The sequence below is a fragment of the Bartonella sp. B10 genome (assembly GCF_053794435.1).
In genome coordinates, this window is sequence record NZ_CP200030.1 from 798,462 (window position 1) to 818,485 (window position 20,024).

The 20,024-nt window shown below is 35.8% G+C and carries 14 protein-coding genes; 5 read left to right on the plus strand and 9 right to left on the minus strand.

Annotated elements, in window-relative coordinates; all coding sequences use genetic code 11:
• The first annotated feature begins 236 nt into the window (after positions 1 to 236).
• From addB to trxA, 3 genes are all read left to right on the plus strand, one after another.
• A complete protein-coding gene (addB, locus tag V3565_RS03300; RefSeq protein ID WP_455477795.1) occupies positions 237 to 3,347 on the plus strand; it encodes a double-strand break repair protein AddB in 3,111 nt (1,036 codons plus the stop codon).
• Entirely contained in the window at positions 3,344 to 6,820 is a 3,477-nt protein-coding gene (gene addA, locus V3565_RS03305) for a double-strand break repair helicase AddA (RefSeq protein ID WP_455477796.1), read from the plus strand. The genes addB and addA overlap by 4 nt, the downstream gene beginning before the upstream one ends.
• A gap of 101 nt (positions 6,821 to 6,921) precedes the next feature.
• Positions 6,922 to 7,245 (plus strand): thioredoxin, encoded by a 324-nt coding sequence (gene trxA / locus V3565_RS03310; RefSeq protein WP_455477797.1) that lies wholly within the window; start codon positions 6,922 to 6,924, stop codon positions 7,243 to 7,245.
• Between the two features lie 99 nt (positions 7,246 to 7,344).
• Here the strand turns inward: trxA and V3565_RS03315 are convergent, their stop codons facing one another.
• The 3 genes from V3565_RS03315 to V3565_RS03325 form a co-directional block, all read right to left on the minus strand.
• Positions 7,345 to 8,922: a peptide chain release factor 3 gene (locus V3565_RS03315; RefSeq protein ID WP_455477798.1), complete on the minus strand. Its 1,578-nt coding sequence runs from the start codon at positions 8,920 to 8,922 to the stop codon at positions 7,345 to 7,347.
• Positions 8,922 to 10,580, minus strand: coding sequence for a lysine--tRNA ligase (locus V3565_RS03320; protein ID WP_455477799.1), 1,659 nt, complete (start codon positions 10,578 to 10,580; stop codon positions 8,922 to 8,924). The genes V3565_RS03315 and V3565_RS03320 overlap by 1 nt, the downstream gene beginning before the upstream one ends.
• A gap of 369 nt (positions 10,581 to 10,949) precedes the next feature.
• Positions 10,950 to 12,164, minus strand: a complete 1,215-nt coding sequence (locus V3565_RS03325) for an argininosuccinate synthase (protein WP_455477800.1) — start codon at positions 12,162 to 12,164, stop codon at positions 10,950 to 10,952.
• Positions 12,165 to 12,349: 185 nt separating this feature from the next.
• Between V3565_RS03325 and V3565_RS03330 the strand changes: the two genes are divergently transcribed.
• Positions 12,350 to 12,988 carry a LysE family translocator gene (locus tag V3565_RS03330; RefSeq protein ID WP_455477801.1) on the plus strand — a complete coding sequence of 213 codons (639 nt, stop codon included), beginning with the start codon at positions 12,350 to 12,352 and terminating at the stop codon, positions 12,986 to 12,988.
• Positions 12,989 to 12,990: 2 nt separating this feature from the next.
• On the opposite strand, the gene rlmN is transcribed toward V3565_RS03330, so the two are convergent.
• From rlmN to lptC, 6 genes are all read right to left on the minus strand, one after another.
• Complete coding sequence (rlmN, locus tag V3565_RS03335; RefSeq protein ID WP_455477802.1) at positions 12,991 to 14,220, minus strand: 23S rRNA (adenine(2503)-C(2))-methyltransferase RlmN; 1,230 nt, start codon at positions 14,218 to 14,220, stop codon at positions 12,991 to 12,993.
• A 41-nt stretch (positions 14,221 to 14,261) separates the two neighbouring features.
• Positions 14,262 to 14,765 carry an invasion associated locus B family protein gene (locus V3565_RS03340; protein WP_455478858.1) on the minus strand — a complete coding sequence of 168 codons (504 nt, stop codon included), beginning with the start codon at positions 14,763 to 14,765 and terminating at the stop codon, positions 14,262 to 14,264.
• Between the two features lie 1,136 nt (positions 14,766 to 15,901).
• Positions 15,902 to 16,366 (minus strand): PTS IIA-like nitrogen regulatory protein PtsN, encoded by a 465-nt coding sequence (ptsN, locus tag V3565_RS03345; protein WP_455477803.1) that lies wholly within the window; start codon positions 16,364 to 16,366, stop codon positions 15,902 to 15,904.
• Between the two features lie 881 nt (positions 16,367 to 17,247).
• On the minus strand, positions 17,248 to 18,042 hold the full coding sequence (gene lptB, locus V3565_RS03350) for an LPS export ABC transporter ATP-binding protein (RefSeq protein WP_455477804.1): 795 nt from the start codon (positions 18,040 to 18,042) through the stop codon (positions 17,248 to 17,250).
• Between the two features lie 6 nt (positions 18,043 to 18,048).
• Positions 18,049 to 18,657 carry an LptA/OstA family protein gene (locus tag V3565_RS03355; RefSeq protein WP_455478859.1) on the minus strand — a complete coding sequence of 203 codons (609 nt, stop codon included), beginning with the start codon at positions 18,655 to 18,657 and terminating at the stop codon, positions 18,049 to 18,051.
• 71 nt (positions 18,658 to 18,728) lie between these two features.
• Positions 18,729 to 19,355 carry an LPS export ABC transporter periplasmic protein LptC gene (gene lptC, locus V3565_RS03360; RefSeq protein ID WP_455477805.1) on the minus strand — a complete coding sequence of 209 codons (627 nt, stop codon included), beginning with the start codon at positions 19,353 to 19,355 and terminating at the stop codon, positions 18,729 to 18,731.
• A 177-nt stretch (positions 19,356 to 19,532) separates the two neighbouring features.
• On the opposite strand from lptC, the gene ihfB reads away from it, so the two are divergent.
• A complete protein-coding gene (gene ihfB / locus V3565_RS03365) occupies positions 19,533 to 19,811 on the plus strand; it encodes an integration host factor subunit beta (protein WP_455478860.1) in 279 nt (92 codons plus the stop codon).
• The last annotated feature ends 213 nt before the right edge of the window (positions 19,812 to 20,024 follow it).

Sequence of the window (20,024 nt, forward strand, 5' to 3'; positions counted from 1 at the left end):
TTCACTAGAAAACTTAGTTTTCAATTCAAAAATCGAAGAATGAGCACGCACCTATTTACAAACCTTTGATTAAAATTAACAGAATTATCTGCTAAGATACTGCTTTACTTAAATAAAAAAATCTACCTTACAAATATAGCATTTTAGTTTTTACATAAATGAAAATTGTATACAGTAGACACAGTACAACTAATCAATAACGTGAAATATTTTTCACACATACCAAACGAGATCACATGACTCATAATCCACGTGTCTTTTCTATTTCTCTGGGAACTGCTTTTTTACCAACTTTTGTTGATGCATTGCTATCAGGTACTCTCATTGACAACTTCTCACAAAATGAAGATACTCAAACTGCTCTTGCTGATACCATCATTTATGTACCGACACGCCGTGCTGCTCGTGCTTTACGCACAGCCTTTGTTGAGAAAAGCGAAACACGATCAACTTTCTTACCAACCATTCGTCCTTTAGGAGATGTGAACGAAGATAGCTTCCTTTTTTTTGAACACCATACGAATGCACTGAATCCTCCTATTGGAGAAAGTGAACGTATTCTGCTTTTGGCACATCTCATTCGCTCTTGGCGTGAAAATTTGCCTATTCATCTTCGTACCATAATTGGTACAGAAGATGTATTTATTCCTACTAATACTGCCGATGCCATTTGGCTTGCTCAAGATTTAGCACGCTTAATGGATGAAGTTGAAACAGAATCAGCAGATTGGTCAAAACTGAAAGAAATTGCACCTGATATGGTAGCCGAATGGTGGCAAATAACACTCAATTTCCTTACCATTGTTACACAAAATTGGCCACAAATCTTGCAAGAGAGGCAACGAAGCAATCCAGCTGAATGGCGCAATCAAGCACTTAAAATGCATGCAGAAATTTTATACCATACGAAACCTAATAAACCTATCATTGCAGCAGGTGCAACAGGCTCTATCCCCGCAGTTGCACATCTTTTAAAGGTAATATCCCACCTACCAAAAGGAGCTGTTGTTCTTCCAGGCCTCGATCTTTATATGGACGAAGAGCAATGGAACGCATTAGGCACAACACAAGAAACAACTTTCGATTTTTTTAATCATACATCTGACGCTTTTAGCCATCCCCAATATCATTTCAAAAAACTTTTATCTCTCATGCAATGTAAACGCATTCATGTTCGCGAAATTGGCTCCAAAAGCGTAACAAAAGAAAAACGTGCAGCTCTTCTATCAGAAGCACTTCGTTTATCCTCAACAACAGATCTGTGGACAAAAATTGTACGTGATGATTATGAAAGCCTTTGTGCAGATTGGTCACTAATTGAAGCCATAAATGAACGTGAAGAAGCTCTTGCTATTGCTGTTACATTGCGAAATGCAATTGAAGAGCCTGAAAAAACTACAGCTCTAATTACAAATGATCGTAATTTAGCACGTCGTGTTGTCGTCGAGTTACAGAGGTTTGGAATTGAGGCTAATGATTCAGGAGAAATACCGCTTGCACAAACATTGCCTTCAACCCTGTTGCGACTTCTTTTAGAAAATATATTTCAACCCGGTGATCCAATTGCTTTCCTTTCTCTTCTTAAACATCCACTCACAACATTAGAGCAAAACCGTCATCGCTTGCGTGAGATGGCAGAAAATTTTGAATTACTTATTCTTCGCGGAAGTACTGGACGAATCAATCTTTGCGAATGTGACCAATTTTTTGAAAAATGGGTAAAAACACGTTCCCATAATACCGACTATACTTTTGATCCACAAAAAAATGAAGAAGCACGTCTGCTTTGTCACCTTTTAGTTAAAGCTGTTGAGCCTTTATCATCTCTCATGAAACAGGAGAGGGAATACACAATTAATGAAGCTGCAATAGCAACAGTTGAAGTTTTTGAAAATTTTGGACGTGATGAAAACCACCTTCTTACACATCTTTACCAAAATGAAGCAGGACAAGCCTTATCAACTTTTTTGCGTGAATTAATTAGTGATAAATCAGGATTAAAATTTCGTCTTTGTGAGTGGCCTGCTATGTTTTCAGCCCTGATAGCAACCCACTCTGTGACTCCTTCCCCTGGAGGGCATCCACGCTTATTCATCTGGGGTACTTTGGAATCACGTTTACAAACGGTTGATACGGTAGTCATTGGCGGCCTTAATGAAAAATCATGGCCTATCACTGCCCGTAATGACGCTTTTTTATCACGACCAATGAAAATGATGTTAACTCTAGAACCGCCAGAAAAGCATATTGGACTTTCAGCACATGATTTTCAATGGGCTATGGGAATGAATAAAGTGGTAATGAGCAGAGCTATAAGGGTTAATCATACTCCTTCTATTCCCTCACGCTGGTTACAACGCTTAGAAACGGTTGTAGGAAAGCAGGTTTGGAAACAAATTCGCACACGAGGTGAAATATTGCTCCATTGGGCAAGAATGCTTGACAATACGAATATAACTACCTGTATCAAACGTCCTTGCCCTGTACCACCACTTGACGTGCGTCCACGCCATTTTTCAATTACTGAAATAGAAACATTGCGGTATGATCCTTATGCTATTTATGCAAAAAAAATCTTGCGACTCAAACCACTGAAAGCACTTATCCATGACCCTTGTGCTACCGAACGTGGAACACTTTATCATACTATTCTTGCCAATTTTTGTGTACAAATAAACAATCCAAATGCGGCAAATGCATTAAATGAACTCCTTACCATTGGGCGTAAAGAATTTGATAAATTGAATTTACCCCCTGATATTGAAGTAATCTGGTGGACTACTTTTGAAAAATTTGCCCCGTTTATCATTCAATGGGAAAGAAGCCTTGGATTTCGAGAACGACATGCTGAAGTAATATCCCAAAAAATACCTATAGGTACAACAGGCGTAACCCTTTCAGGACGCGCCGACCGCATTGATGTTTTGCCAGAAAAAATGGTCGAAATTATTGATTTTAAAACCAGCACTCCCCCTTCATCAAAACAAGTTTGTGATTTATTACATCCACAATTAGCATTAGAAGCAGCCTTGTTAATGCAAGGGGCTTTTACAGATTTTCAAAACCTTACCCCTGTAAATTTATTTTACATCCCACTCAACGGAAAAGATGAAATTAAACCCCAATCAATTCTCTTTAATAAAAAGACAAAAGATAATAAAAATGCAATAAATCTCGGTAAAAAAGCATGGGAATATCTTATCGCATTAATAAACTATTATAAAAATCCACAACAAGGATATCTTTCACATGCCGTCCCCTTAAAAAAACAATATGAAAGCGACTATGATCATCTGGCACGATTATCAGAATGGTCAAATAATTTTTATACTGCAGATCAATCATGACTCTTTTTTCTATTCCCGAAGCTGCTCTTGATGCACAAGCAACAGCAACACATCCCAAAACAAATGTATGGGTTTCTGCAAATGCAGGATCTGGAAAAACTCATGTTTTAAGCGAACGTGTCATACGTTTGCTTTTAAACGATACCCCTCCAGCACGCATTTTATGCCTTACTTACACAAACGCAGCTGCTGCTGTTATGCAATCGCGAATCTTTCGTACACTTTCCAGCTGGAATGAACTTGATGATACACAACTTCAAAAAATCTTATCACAACTCGAAAATAAACCTGCCAATGCACAAAAACTAACCCATGCACGCCAACTCTTCGCTCGCGCCCTTGAAACACCTGGTGGACTAAAAATCCAAACTATTCATGCATTTTGTGAATCTTTATTGCATCAGTTTATGTTAGAAGCAAATATTGTAGGGCATTTCGAACTACTCGATGATATCAATCGAAAAAAATTATTATTAGAAGCCCGCCGTCAACTTTTAGTGCATAATGACACACAACCAGCTTTGAAACAGCTGCTTAAAGTTATTAGCGAAAGCACTTTTAATAAATTTCTATACGAAGCAACCGAAAAGCAACATAAATTATCTAATTTTTTGTCTTCCATTTTATCTAAAGGAGGAGAAAAACAGTTACGTATGCTCTTTAACTTAGAACCTGATGAAACAGGCCAACTACTGTTGAAAAAAATTCAACAAACCGCTTTGCTTCCCCCTTATATTCTTAAACATTTTCAAACATATAACAATAAAAACACCGATGATATGATTGCAAAATTTTCTCAATTAGCGGTTGTTGTTGATGAAAAAAGTATTATTAACATTATCTCAAATATTTATTTTACAACTAAAGGCCAACCCCGTAATTTTTTACGTTTATCTTCAAAAAAATCAGATACAATTTGGCCTTTTATCCAACAAGAGATTGAAGATAAACAAAATAAACTTTCTATTCTTTTAGATAAATATCAGTGCGTAAAAGCTGTTCAACTCAATATGGTTGCTTTTCAGCTTTGTGATATTTATCTCAAAATCTATGCAAATCTAAAAAAGATCAATGGCCTCTTAGATTTTGATGATCTCATTGAGCGTACACTACAACTGTTGCAGCGTAAAGGTGCAAGCCAATGGGTGCAATATAAACTTGATCGCGGTCTTGATCATATTCTTCTTGATGAAGCACAAGATACTAACCCTGAACAATGGCAAATTATTCAACTTTTAGCGCAAGAATTTTTTACAGGCCATAGTCAACGTACAAACATACGCACTCTTTTTGCCGTTGGAGATGAAAAGCAATCTATTTACTCTTTTCAAGGCGCTGCCCCAGAAAACTTTTCCGCAAATGGGAGAATAATTCAAAAAAAAGCACAGCAGGCAAAACAGAAATTTGAAAAAGTACAACTTAATTATTCTTTTCGCTCTACAGCTGATGTCCTTAAAAGTATTGATATCGTTTTTGAAACACCAGAAAATTACAAAGGACTTTCAGCAGAAAATGAAAAAACAGTACACGAAGCTATTCGTAATAATAGTCCAGGTGATGTAATTATATGGGATACAATTTTCAAAGAAAAAAGTGAATTTCCTGATGATTGGCATTTAACCGTTGAACATTTGGACACACCTGAAGTACGTTTGGCAGAAAAAATTGCTGAAACCATCGCCGACTGGCTCCACAAAGGAGAGATGCTTCCAGCCAAGGGACGTTTATTGCGACCTAGTGATATTATGATTTTGGTTCGTAAACGTGACCAATTTGTCTCTGCGCTCTCTCGTGCGCTTAAAATACGCAATATTCCTGTAGCTGGTGCTGATCGTTTACAGCTAACCAATCACATTAGTATACGTGATTTAATGGCTCTTGCGTGCTTTGTCTTGCAACCACAAGATGATCTGTCTCTTGCTTGTGTTTTAAAAAGTCCACTTTTTTCTCTTACAGAAGATGAACTTTATCAACTTGCTGCTTACCGTAAAGGATCACTTTGGCAAAGCCTTTGTGTACACTCACAATCACATGCATCTTTTAAATATGCCTTCGAACATTTGAGCAACTACCGAAATTTAGTGGACAACATACCGGTTTTTGAATTTTATAGCCATATCCTTAACAATGATAAGGGGCGGCAAAAAATTCTATCTCGCTTAGGATCTGAAGCAAATGACGTTCTTGATGCTTTCATGGATTACACGCTGACTGTTCAAAAAACTGGTTTACCAGGATTACAAGCTTTTTTAGAAATATTAAATACCAGTAAACCAGAAATTAAGCGTGAATTTGATCAAAACCATGAAGAAGTTCGTATTATGACTGTTCATGCAGCTAAAGGACTAGAAGCAGCAATTGTTTTTCTAGTAGACTCTGGTAGCGCAATCTGGCATCCTCAGCATGCTCCACACTTGCTTCAAGTGCCCCCATCTAACAAAACATTACACAATCAACCGGTTTTTATCTGGCATCCCAACGCAGAGTTTGATACAAAGCTTTCTGAAAAATTGATCTCACGATTGAAAGAACGTGCAGAAGAAGAGTATAAACGACTTCTTTATGTGGGAATGACCCGTGCTGAGGATAGATTATTCATTTGTGGATATAGTAATGAACGAACTTCTTCCCATACATGGTTGCCATTAGTCAAGAAAGCACTTAAACCATATGCAGTTTCTATACAGGGTCCTTCAGAAGATATTGCAGCTTGGCGCTATTGCATCACACCCTATGCTGCTACCTTAATAAACCAAAAAGAAACCTGTACAGAGATGCAAATACCCCCATCTTTGCCTAATTTTTTCCACCACAAAGTCCCATCAGAATTGGCCTTGCCACAACCATTAAGACCATCTGTTGCTAGTCTTTCTATTGAGCCTGATAATACGCCTTTTTCTAGTATAAAACAGCTTAAAATTTCACCTGTTTTAGGAGAAGAAAACACAAACAGAGCTTTTTCTATTGAATATGGTTATTTTGTGCACCAATTACTACAACATCTGCCAAATTGCCCTCCTAATAAACGTAAAGATTATGCCCGACATTATCTAAATACAAAAGCTTCTCATTGGCACGAAAACCAAAAAGAAAATGCAATTCATCATGTTTGGCAAATCCTAGACAATTCATATCTGAAACCGCTTTTTTCTGATCTGTCACGTGCTGAAGTTTCTTTAATGGGTATTGTAAAAGTTCGTGGAAAAGAACAAATAGTTTCTGGCCAAATTGACCGTCTATACATCACAAAAAACAGCGTTATCTTTGCTGATTTTAAAACTGGAACCATGCCTGAAGACGAAACTATTATAGCACAACACTATTTGCTGCAAATGGCTCTTTATAGAAAATTGTTGCAAACTATTCATCCAAATAAAGATGTACAAGCTCTTCTTATTTATAGCAAAGAAGCAAAATTTTTTAAACTAACTCCTGAAAAACTCGATACACTTATTGATGAAATTGCCATATAAGATAAGAAAAATCTTTTATAAAAGGCTTCCTATAATTCATCTTTAGAATAACTTGATATGAATTACCACCATTCTAATTTATAAATATAAAGGATAAATCGATGACATGTATAAAAATTAATAACAGTAACTTCAAAAATGAAGTTCTTGACTCTTCCTCTCCTGTTGTAGTGGATTTTTGGGCAGAATGGTGTGGCCCTTGCAAAATGATTGCCCCCATCCTCGATGAAATTGCAATAGAAATGAAAGATAAGATTAAAATTGCCAAAATCAATATTGATGAAAATCCAGAATTAGCTACCCAATACGGAGTACGATCAATTCCTACGTTATTGATGTTTAAAAACGGAACTGTTTCATCCAATATTGTTGGTGCAAATTCTAAGAAAAATCTTTCTGAATGGATTCAAAACAATCTTCGTTAAATATACCCATAATAACCTTTTTATAAATAAGGGGTGATAATATAATACCCCTTATTTGTTTAATCCTTGAATGACAATTCCTTCTACCATAGTAACCGTTTATTCAGCACGAATTTGATAATCTTTGAAAGTTGTAAATTTTATCTTCAAAGCCCGCTCTATTTCATAATTTAGTGAAAAGTGATTTTCTGCCAAAAAAACTGGATCTCCATCCAAATCATGCGCAATAGAAGACCTGTGATTAGCTATAAACTTTTGCAACTCATCTCTATTTTCTGCGAAAATCCAACGGCATACACTAAAGCGTGACGATTCAAAACTCACTGGTAAAGAATACTCCACCTTGAGACGCTCCGTTAAGACATCAATTTGCAAAGCGCCAATTACCCCAATAAGAGAAGGTGATCCATCATCGGGAATAAATAATTGCACAACACCTTCTTCAGCCATTTGATGCAAAGCTTCTTTGAGATTTTTTGCTTTCATCGGATCACTCAAACAAACACGACGGAAAATTTCCGGCGCAAAATTAGGCACACCCTTAAAGAGAACATCTTCACCTTCTGTGAGCGTATCACCAATACGTAAAGTCCCATGGTTTGGAATACCAACTATATCACCAGCATAAGCTTGATCAGCAAGTTGGCGCGAACGAGCAAAGAAAAATTGTGGTGCCGACAATGTCATTATCTTTCCAGTTCTTACCAACTTTGTTTTCATACCACGCTCAAGAGTCCCCGAACACACCCGTAAAAATGCAATACGATCACGATGATTAGGATCCATATTAGCTTGAATTTTAAAAACAAATCCTGTCATTTTTGATTCTGTTGCTGTAACACTTCGTTTATCTGCAACTTGATTACGAGGACTTGGACCAAAATCGACTAACGCATTTATTAAATCACGAACACCAAAATTTCGTAAAGCAGAGCCAAAATAAACTGGTGTCATATGTCCTTCATAAAAAGCCTGTAAATCAAAGCTCCTACAAGCACTACGGGCTAGTTCTATCCCTTCTATAAAAGGTTCACGTTGATTTTTGGGAAGTATGTGCGCAATATCATCAGGCCCTAAAACTGACTGTGGGATTATTTCATCATCTTTTTTGCGAAAATAATTGTGATGAAGATTAAAGGTACCCACAAAATCCTTACCCATACCAATAGGCCAAGTAATTGGTGCAGTATCAAGTGCGAGTTTTTCTTCAATTTCATCTAAAATTTCTAAAGGATCACGTGCATCACGATCCATTTTATTAACAAAAGTAACAATAGGGATATCACGCATCCTACATACTTCAAATAATTTTAGTGTTCTCGGCTCAATTCCGCGTGCACCATCCAAAACCATAATAGCACTATCAACTGCTGTGAGAGTACGATAAGTATCGTCTGCAAAATCTTCATGGCCTGGAGTATCTAACAAATTAAAAATATGACCTTCATATTCAAAGGTCATAACCGATGTTACTACCGAAATTCCACGATCACGTTCAATATTCATCCAATCAGAACGGGTTTTAATATGATCTTTTTTTGCTTTTACTTCACCAGCAAGCTGAATAGCTCCACCAAATAATAATAGCTTTTCTGTTAGTGTCGTTTTTCCCGCATCAGGATGAGCAATGATTGCAAACGTACGACGACGTCTTACTTCTCCTGCTCTCTTTTTCATTATGCCTCCACAGGCCTTGCAAGTGCATCAGCAATCAGTGCACGCATTTCATCAATCCCGTACAGTGCAATAAATGATCCTAATCGTGGCCCTCGCTCCTGTCCTAAGAGCACTTCATATAACATTTGAAAAAAAACATTCGAAACACCTGGCCCTCCTTCAGGACTTTTCTTGCTATGATCTTGGTAGCATTCTATTAAACGTGCAACATCAAGAAGTGCATTTTGGAGAGTATTTCCGTCGACAGTTTTATGCAAACCCGCTAATTTTGCATCAATCTTAACCAATGTTGAACGTTCACTCTCATCAGGAATCCGAAATCTTTTATTTGGTTTGACAAAAGCGTCAAAATATTTAATGGCAAATTGCACCAACTGATCAAGTGCCGGACAAGTCTGTGCATCTGCTCCTTTAGCGTAGCGAGAAATAAAGCCCCAAAGAACATCTTTATTCTCTGCATTTGAAGCACTCACCAAATTTAATAGCATGGAAAAGGATACAGGCAAATCAACCTGTGGAGGGCAACCATTATGGATATGCCATACAGGATTATTAAGCCGCTCCTGCCAGTTCTGACGACCATAAGCCGAAAGATGTGCATAATATTCATCAACGGCTTTTGGAATAACATCAAAATAAAGCCGTTTCGCTGTTTTTGGCTTTAAAAACATGTAGAGCCCCAAACTCTCTGTTGGGGCATAAGTTAACCACTCATCAATAGTTAAGCCATTTCCCTTAGATTTAGAAATTTTTTTACCCTGATCATCCAAAAATAACTCATAATTAAATCCTTCTGGTGGATTTCCACCAAGGACTTTGCAAATTTTAGAGGAAAGATTGGTGGAATCAATAAGATCTTTCCCTGCCATTTCATAATCAACCCTTAGCGCCGTCCAACGCATTGCCCAATCCACTTTCCACTGGCACTTAACTTTTCCCCCTGTAACTTCCGTTTCAATAGTTTCTCCTGTATCAGGCTCAATGTATGTAATAGTACCCTTTTCAACATTTCGGGCAATTATTGGTACCTGTAATACTTTTCCAGAAAAAGGAGAAATAGGTAAAAAAAGTGAATAAGTAGCACGCCGTTCTTCACCTAATGTTGGTAGGATGATTGCCATAACCTTGTCATAACAGGCAAGTATCTTTAAAAGTGTTTCATCAAAACGACCAGAACTATAATAATCAGCTGCACTTGCGAAGTCATAATCAAAACCAAAGCGATCGAGAAAAATACGCAAACGCGCATTATTTGCAGCTCCAAAAGAAGGATAAACATCTCCAAAAGGATCTGGTACAACGCTAAGCGGTTGACCAAGATAATTTTCCATTTTTTCGCGGTCTGGTACATTATCAGGAACTTTACGCAAACCATCTACATCGTCAGAAAAACAAAGAAGTTTTGTTTTAACCTTGTTCTCTGTTAAAATATGAAACGCGTGTCGCACCATGGTCGTACGAGCAACTTCACCAAAAGTACCAATATGCGGCAAACCAGAAGGTCCATAACCTGTTTCAAACAGAATGCTCTCTGGATAACCGATTTTTTCATACCGTTTTATAATCTTGCGTGCTTCTTCAAATGGCCAAATTTTTGATTTAACGGCAGCATCTCTTAATTCAGATGCTAAGCTAATATCACCAAACTGATCACGCATGACTGTCTCTATCCTAAAATTAAATTTTTTAATGAAGTAATAAAAATAGTGTATGGTTATTAAACTTATTCGTCAATAATATAAGGATAAAAGCTAACAAACTTATTATCACACTTAATTATAACAAATGTGTGCTCAGTTCTCTCTGCTATGATTTTTTTTATTTTGCATTAATGAAATGATAATTTACAAAACGTACTTTGCTTACTTTGACTATTGGTACTTTCATTGCTACTGTTTTAGACTTTTCCAATTGCTCTTATCTGTAAAAATAAAAGATTTTCTATATCAAATTCGAAATAGAGCATACAATGTAGTTACCAACACGCATAAATTTAAACACTGTATATGATTATTTTTTGTAAATCCTCATAAACGCGCTGCCAATGTGCGCAAGCGTAATGCATTTAATTTAATAAAGCCTGCAGCATCTTTTTGATCATAAGCACCCCCATCATCTTCAAAGGTTACTAACTCACTGGAGTAAAGTGATTTTTTACTTTGTCGTCCTTCAACAATCACATTGCCTTTATAAAGCTTTAGTGTAACTTCACCTTCAACATGTTCTTGGGATAAATCAATAGCAGCTTGCAACATTTTTCGCTCGGGTGAGAACCAAAAACCGTAATAAATAAGTTCTGCATAACGCGGCATTAATTCATCTTTCAAATGAGCAGCTCCCCGATCTAATGTTAAAGATTCCATAGCTCGATGAGCAGTCAAGAGGATAGTTCCCCCTGGTGTCTCATAAATTCCACGCGATTTCATACCAACAAAACGATTTTCTACCAAATCTAATCGACCTATACCATTATTACATCCATAGCTGTTCAATTGAGCTAGCAAAGTGGCAGGAGACAACATTTCTCCATTAATAGAAATAGCATCACCTTTTTTAAAGCCAATAGTGATAATGGTTGCTTCATCCGGAGCAGATTCTGGTGAAAGAGTCCGCATATGCACATATTCAGGAGCAGGAATAGCAGGATCTTCCAAAACTTTTCCTTCTGATGATGAATGTAACAAATTGGCATCAACCGAAAAAGGTGCCTCACCTTGCTTATCTTTCTCGACCGGAATCTGGTGTGCCTGCGCAAAATCAATCAAATCCGTTCGACTTTTAAAAGACCAATCACGCCATGGAGCAATAATTTTTATATTAGGATCAAGAGCATAAGAAGAAAGCTCAAAGCGCACTTGGTCATTGCCCTTTCCTGTTGCTCCATGGGCAATTGCATCTGCGTTCGTTTCCTTAGCAATTTCAATCAAGCGCTTTGCAATAAGCGGACGGGCAATAGATGTCCCTAAAAGATAAGTTCCCTCATAAACTGCATTAGCGCGAAACATGGGAAACACAAAATCACGCACAAATTCTTCACGTAAATCTTCGACGTAAATTTCTTTAACACCCAGCATTTCAGCCTTACGACGTGCAGATGCCAATTCTTCTCCCTGCCCCAAATCAGCTGTAAACGTTACAACTTCTGCACCTAACTCACTTTGCAACCATCTAAGAATGATTGACGTATCTAGTCCTCCTGAATAAGCTAAAACGACTTTTTTAATATTTTTCCATTTTTTCATCTTAAAATTCTATATTATTTACTTTCTTTTCTTTATTACTCATTAATAAAGACTATGCAAGAAGTGAAAATAAGTTTTCTTTCAATCATGCTTAAAAATGTAAAAAAGAAAAACATTCATATTGAGAGGTATCAGTCATTAAAACCTCTTTCAAATAATTCTTTTAGACAATAAAGGATACCTACATGTCATTTTTTCCTGAATGGTCTGTTATTGTACAATTTTCCTTAGCTGCATTGGTATTAACGCTTGTTCCGGGACCTGATCTCATGCTATCAGTGGGACGTGCTATTGCACAAAGCAAAAAGGCTGGAATTATATGCACTTTAGGAAGTGCAACGGGCTTTGTCATTCAGGTTGTTACTGTTGCTCTCGGATTATCAGCACTTATTGTTACTTCACCGCGTGCTTTTTTTCTTCTTAAAATTGCTGGCGCATTTTACCTTTTGTGGCTTGCCTTTCAAGCATTGCATAAAAATTCGATATCTTCTCTCCAAGAAACATCCATAAAACACCAAAGCCTTAAACGTGATTATTTTACTGCTATTGGAATTAATCTCTTAAATCCAAAAGCCATTCTTTTTAACGTGACTTTCTTGCCACAGTTTATAGATGCAAATGATTCTATGGTCACACAAAAATTGCTTATTTTAGGTCTTTTTTATATCCCTATTTCTCTACCTATTAACATTGCAATAGTTTTTATGGCTCACAAATTTTCACAAGGGCTTAAACAAAACCCTTCTTACATCCGCTTTCTTGATTGGCTTACTGCAGGCGTTTTTACTAGCTTTGCCTTACGCATACTTATTGATGGAAGTTAAGTTCATTTATTGCCAACTGTATTTTCAAATTTCAAACGTTCAGATTTACGTAAACGCTCTGAAAGAGATTTTAGTTGACCACATGCTGCCAAAATATCGCGTCCACGAGGTGTTCGAATAGGTGAAGCATAACCTGCCTGATTAACAACATCAGCAAATTTCTCAATCTGCTCCCAATCAGAACACTGGTAATTAGTCCCTGGCCATGGATTAAAAGGAATCAAATTGATCTTAGCTGGAATGCCTTTAAGCAACCGGACTAATTTATTAGCATCATCCAAACTATCATTTATATCTCTTAGCATAACATATTCAAATGTAATTCTCTTAGCATTTGAAAGACCCGGATAATTACGGCAAGCATCCATCAACATAGCTATCGGATATTTTTTATTTATCGGAACAAGCATATCTCGTAGCGTATCATGTACTGCATGGAGTGAAATTGCCAACATAACTCCAATTTCTTCTCCTGTTCTTATAATTTCAGGAACAACACCGCTGGTCGAAAGGGTAATTCGGCGTTTTGACAAAGAGAGCCCATCTCCATCAGAAGCGATTAATAAAGCTTTTTTAACTGCTTCAAAATTGTATAATGGTTCCCCCATACCCATCATAACAATATTAGTGATTTTACGACCTTCAACTGGAACAATTGCACCATCAGGAGTATTTTTATCAGGAAAATCCCCCAAACAATCACGTGCAATTAACAGTTGTAATAAAATTTCTTCCGCTGTCAGATTGCGAACAAGCACCTGTGTTCCAGTATGGCAAAAAGAACATGTTAACGTACATCCTACCTGAGATGAAAGACACAAAGTGCCACGACCTTCTTCAGGGATATAAACTGTTTCAACTTCAACAGGCTTTCCAGCCCCGCGTGCTGGAAAGCGTAAAAGCCATTTACGCGTACCATCTTTTGATATTTGTTCTTCAACAATTTCCGGACGCGCAATAGAAAAATGTTTTTTGAGAATTTCCCGCATTGATTTGGAAATATTTAGCATTTCATCAAAATTCGAAACGCCACGCACATAAAGCCAATGCCAAAGCTGACGCACACGCATACGCGATTGACTTTCTGGTACACCAACTGCTTCTAAAGCATCTACCATTTCATCATAAAATAAGCCAATTAAAGATAGTTTGGATACATTCTCTAATATAACACCATCTGATTTTAGTGCTGAGCATGCACTAGCTGGTTTAGGATTACACGAAATTGCCATTACCTTCCGATTTATATCACTACTTCATAACGCAGACACCTTTAACGGCATGTCTGCACCATATTTAATGCAGCAGTTATCCCTTTTAAAGAATACGTATAAGTTGTATGAGTTCCCCGTTTTGAGACAGCTTTTACTATCATATTTTTTCCAGCACGCATAGCAGAAACAAGTTGCTTTTCCAATGCTGATGATGCGATCCAAGCTGACGAATCTTTTGTAAAGAAATCAAATTCCCTATCTCCAATGGTTACAGTAACTTTTGATCCTTCTTTAAGTGGATAACCGGCCATTAACTGTGGCTCAAATGAAACAGGCGAATTGGAACGCTTAGTAACCAAAAAGAAATTATCACCATGATTAACTGTTGTTGGAAGTGCATCTAAAGGCACTGATAAAACATAGCAAATTGTATTTTCTGGCGATTTATAAGAATAAGCCCCCCACGCCCCAAATTGATCCAAACGCTTTGGCGCTTGTGCCCATGCTGTTCCAATAGTAACAAAAACAACCACAAATGCAGCAATAAAAGTCTTTTCAAACATCTTCATTTAGCTCACTTCTTCACTCTATTAACAAGATTTATTCATTGGCAAAGCTTTATAAAAGCACCTGTTTATGCTTATATGCTTAACTGTGACCTTTTAGGTATTACTAAAATATGAATTTTTAACCCAATAATCATATTTTTTAAAACACAACAAACTAATATTATTTTATTAATTTCATTTTCTGTATAAGAATTTACTTCTTAAAGAAATTGAACTTTGAATAAAAAACAAAGTGCAAATATGCCATCAACTATTAGGAAAAAAATAACATCTCTGTTCCACAAATCACTTCTTACAAACTCTTGAAAAAAACCAGAATTTAAAAACTAACTAATTATACTTAACTACATCAGTAGAGATTATGAAACAGCCTATACTTTTTGTAAAAAACCACACAGCGCCGACATATTATCTCCAAAACACGCAATATATAGCCATCCACCAAATACTGTAAAACTTTTCTAAATTTCAAACCACTAGCTCTCTCTGTATCCTCACTATATCACATTACCAACTATTGAAGTAATAACAGAAAACCAAATCAACGTATCCACATCATTTTTATATACTAAACAATACCCCCTCTTTTACAATATTCCTTAGGAAAAATTTTCTTACAGATATCACAGTCATTTATAAACAAAAACATCACACCTTATTCTTTCCACAACAGCAACTGCTTTTATTAGCTAATACCTTTTTATATAACATTGTAATTAACTAAACTGTAATTGAAAAACCTATAATATTTTCATTTTTATCATTAAAATCTATTTTTTTTATATTAGCTCTGTACATAAGCCAATATAAAAAACAAACTAGATTGTTAAATATTAATTTTTCTCATTATCTTGTATAAAAAGCTATAAGTCCTCATACGCCTCTGATGCCTTGGCAATAACACCGCCAAACATGAGATCATAGCATTTTAACGATAAAAACAATTTAACTCATGGAAAAACAACGAAAAAACAGTGCAAAGAGTGTGATAATGAATAACCTATATAAAAAAATCAATAATATAGTTACATTTTCTGTTTTCCGAAACACATATTATAGCTAAGCAAATATAATGTTACGTTTATCTTGCTCCAAAACTCAACAAACAATATAATACTCTATGCTATCCTTTAGGCTGCATTTGATGCTGAACTCTGAATTAATAAAGTGTAAAGTGCACAAGCATCATGCGTGTTGCGCAATTTTTGAACAACATCTGAATGACGCAAAACACGCGCAATCTGTGATAAAGCCTTCAAGTGGTCTGCTCCAGCATTTTCAGGTGCTAATAATAAAAAAACAAGATCTATCGGCTCATCATCAAGAGCTTCAAAATCAACAGGACTTTCAAGACGAGCAAATATACCAACGATTTGGTTAATATCAGGTAGTTTTCCATGAGGAATAGCAATTCCGCTACCTAAACCTGTTGATCCTAATTTTTCACGTTGCAAAATAATATCAAAAATCGTACGCTCACTAAGACCTGTAAGCCCAGCTGCTTTTTCAGCTAAAATTTGTAGAACCTGTTTTTTTGAATTTGCCCTAAGAGCCGGAATAATTGCCTCTGGTGCTATTAATTCACTTAAATTCATACTTTAATTTTCCTTTTGCAGACCAAGATGCCTACTGACAAACCAGCAAATCGTACTGATACTTCAAGACCTCTATGGCTTTCTTGCACCATCGCATGTATATCTATTTCTTAATTCACAGTAGATGATAGTGTAAGTCATCTCATATACTCATCAATTCAAAGATTAAATAGTATCCAGCTCTTAATTAACAGTATGAGAAAAAAGAAAATGGGTTCGTTCACAACAATTAAACCCACTGTGACACCTGTAACAACCACCGTTCATAAATTCATTAACTTTTCAGTCACAATAGCTCAGCATACAATTTTTTGTTATATCGTCCTATTCCTTTTAAGAATTAGCACTTCTAATGCAATAGAATATCAACATAAAATGACACTGCACTTTCGATGATGATTATGTATTCCAAAACGCTATGGACTGCAACGGTTGAGACAAAATTATACTTTCACGGATACCCTAAAACGGTTTACAGACCCACATTGACACCGCAGTAGTGTACTGCTTTCAAGTACGCAAAATGACCAAAAAAGTACTGAGAACCATATTTAGAATCGTAACATAGTCTATGATTCCATCACAAAAATACCCGAAACAACAATATCCATACATTATCTAACTTCATTAAAAAGACATTACCTATATTTACATAATTTATAAAAACATGCGAATTGAATCACAGTCTCGTTTATCATTCATCATAAAATTAATCTAGTGATATATTTTTATGATGCAATCAACAGACAACTACCTATACCTTTATAATATTGTTCTTGATCATTTGGCAAAATTTAATCATAAAAATTGTACCGCAAACTTAAGAACAGTACTTATATTCATAGTATTGATTTACTAAAACTTTCATGGAATCTGTACAATTAGAGATAAAACTTATTTCCTAAATAAATTCTTCGCACATCAGCATCATTAATAATTTCATTAGGACAACCATGAATTAACACCTGTCCCGCATGAATGATATAAGCACGATCAACAAGACCCAACGTCTCGCGTACATTGTGATCGGTTATTAAAACACCAATGCCACGTTGAGTTAAATGACGAATAAGTTGCTGTATATCAAAAATAGCAATAGGATCGATTCCTGCAAAAGGCTCATCGAGTAATATAAAATTAGGGCGAGCAGCTAAAGCGCGCGCGACTTCTAATCGTCTACGTTCACCTCCTGATAAAGAAATAGCAGGCATTTTGCGTAAATGATCAATTTTAAATTCGTGCAAAAGTAAATCCAGCTCTTCACATCGCCTAAAGCGATCCTTTTCGACTATTTCCAAAACAGCTTTAATATTATTTTCTACTGAAAGCCCGCGAAAAATAGATGCTTCTTGTGGAAGATATCCGATACCTAAACGAGCTCGCCGATACATCGGCAAATTGGTGATATCAAATCCATCAATTTTAATTGACCCACCATCAGATTTAATGAGACCCGTAACCATATAAAAACATGTCGTCTTACCAGCACCATTTGGACCCAAAATCCCAACAGCCTCTCCAGTATGAATACCAAAAGAAACACCGTTAATAATCTGTCTTCCTCGATACATTTTAATTAAATTACTAGCAGTTAAGGTTCCTTTTATTTTTTCTTTAAAAGATTCACTTGCAATATCACTCTCAGCTATCTGTTTTTTTCTCTTGATTTCAAACATAAAACTTTAATAGCCATTCTTTTTACTTTGTTTTAAAATTATGGAGACGCGACTTTTTTTATTAGATGTATCACAACCTTCTAGTATAGCTCTCCCGGTCTTCATATTTGCTGTTAGCTTGCACCCCGTTGCCACATTATCACCATCAGTGAATACAACATCATTACCTGCCAATATCATCATACCTGACTTTCCATCAAAAATGCCTTTATCACCCGTAATAATTTGCGTAGCTATTTTTATATAAACCTTTCCTGAAGCTTCCATTTTTTTAATATTCACAGAACCAAATCCAGTAAGAGATACTATTCTTGTATTTATCTGATCTCTATTAACAACTTTATCCATTTTATCATAATAAACAGCTAATTTTGATGTTTGCAGAAGATTTTTACCCTGAGTTACTGAGACATTACCATTAAAGAGTGCTATTCCCTCTTTATCACGTATTTCTAAGGAATCTGAATAAAATTCTATAGACTCCTTGTTATCTAATGGATTCATTCTGAAATAAGACATCTCAGAATATCCACAAGCTACTTTCGGTACTAACATTCCCATACTCAAAGCTAAATATATGACTACCAATTTTCTGTGTAATTTCCTTGGCTTCATATTCATTGCTCTGAATCCCTTTGTATACACATGCTTTATAAAGCCCAGAAAACTCATATTGATATATATTATTACTTACTAATAACTAAATGCACCCCACCTTGAAAATGCAAGATTTGTCTTTTTTCTTGTATTTGCAAAGCATCTGCCGTAAGATCTAGATCTGCGTGATGAATATTGATGCGTTTATTTGTATTTAATTGCCCATCAGATAAATTAATATCTGCTGACGTGAATCGTGCCACCATTCCATTTTTGGTTGTAACCGTGAATGGCTTGTTTAATCGCAAAAAACCATTAATATTATCGTAAATTCCCTCTTGAGCATTAACAAAAACCCGTTCTTTACCCATAAAGATCTCAGCTGTTATATTCTGTAGCCCAATCACTCCAGAAAGCATCAGATCTTGAAATGCTTTATCAGCTTTTAGCCAATAAGATTCATAAGAGCTTGTATAACCTTCTAATTTTGGATTGACCATTACCAATCCTATTATTCTACTTTCTTCATTATTTAACATAATAGGGTTATAAGAAACTGGAGTAAAAAAGAACGTAGACCAGCAAAAAAACAGCGTTATCGCTAATGCCAAAAGAGGTAGAAAAAATTTTAATATATTAACACAACGTGAATGACGACCCTCTTTTTTAAAAATATCATCAAAAGATGATATTTCACCATGATTATGTACAGCCATATCATTTAATCTTTCAAAAATATCCACTCTCTTCTCATAAGACGTATTTTCAAATTTTACTTATTACAATTTGTTTCCTCTTGATTTTATTTTGCTTTTTTTCGTTTATATATGTAATGTGTATCTGTGAAGTACACAATTATGAAAAAATCTTTTTTGTATGAAAGAGAGGCTATTTTGGTTAAATCAGAACTTGTACAAATTATTGCCCGTCAAAACCCACATCTTTTTCAACGTGATGTAGAAAAGATTGTGAATACTATTTTTGAAGAGATTTCAACAGCACTTGCTAATGGTAATCGCGTTGAACTTCGTGGTTTTGGAGCTTTTTCCGTTAAAAGCCGCTCGGCTCGTAACGGTCGTAATCCGCGGACAGGTGAAACTGTTATTGTTGAAGAAAAATGGATTCCTTTTTTTAAAACTGGTAAAGATTTGCGCGATAGACTTAATCAATGAGTTTGCTTATCATAGATGCAAAGAAAGCGAAGAAGAACTTGAAAAATAAAATATTGATGGTCAATGTAATGTAGAGTTCATTAATAAAATTTTTTATTGTTATATATTTGACATAACATTGAGGGTACTGTTCCATTTTTTCTATACATACTTTAGTAAATTTTAAATCTTTGTACCATTATAAAAATTTAATAACCTTATAATGTAAATTTA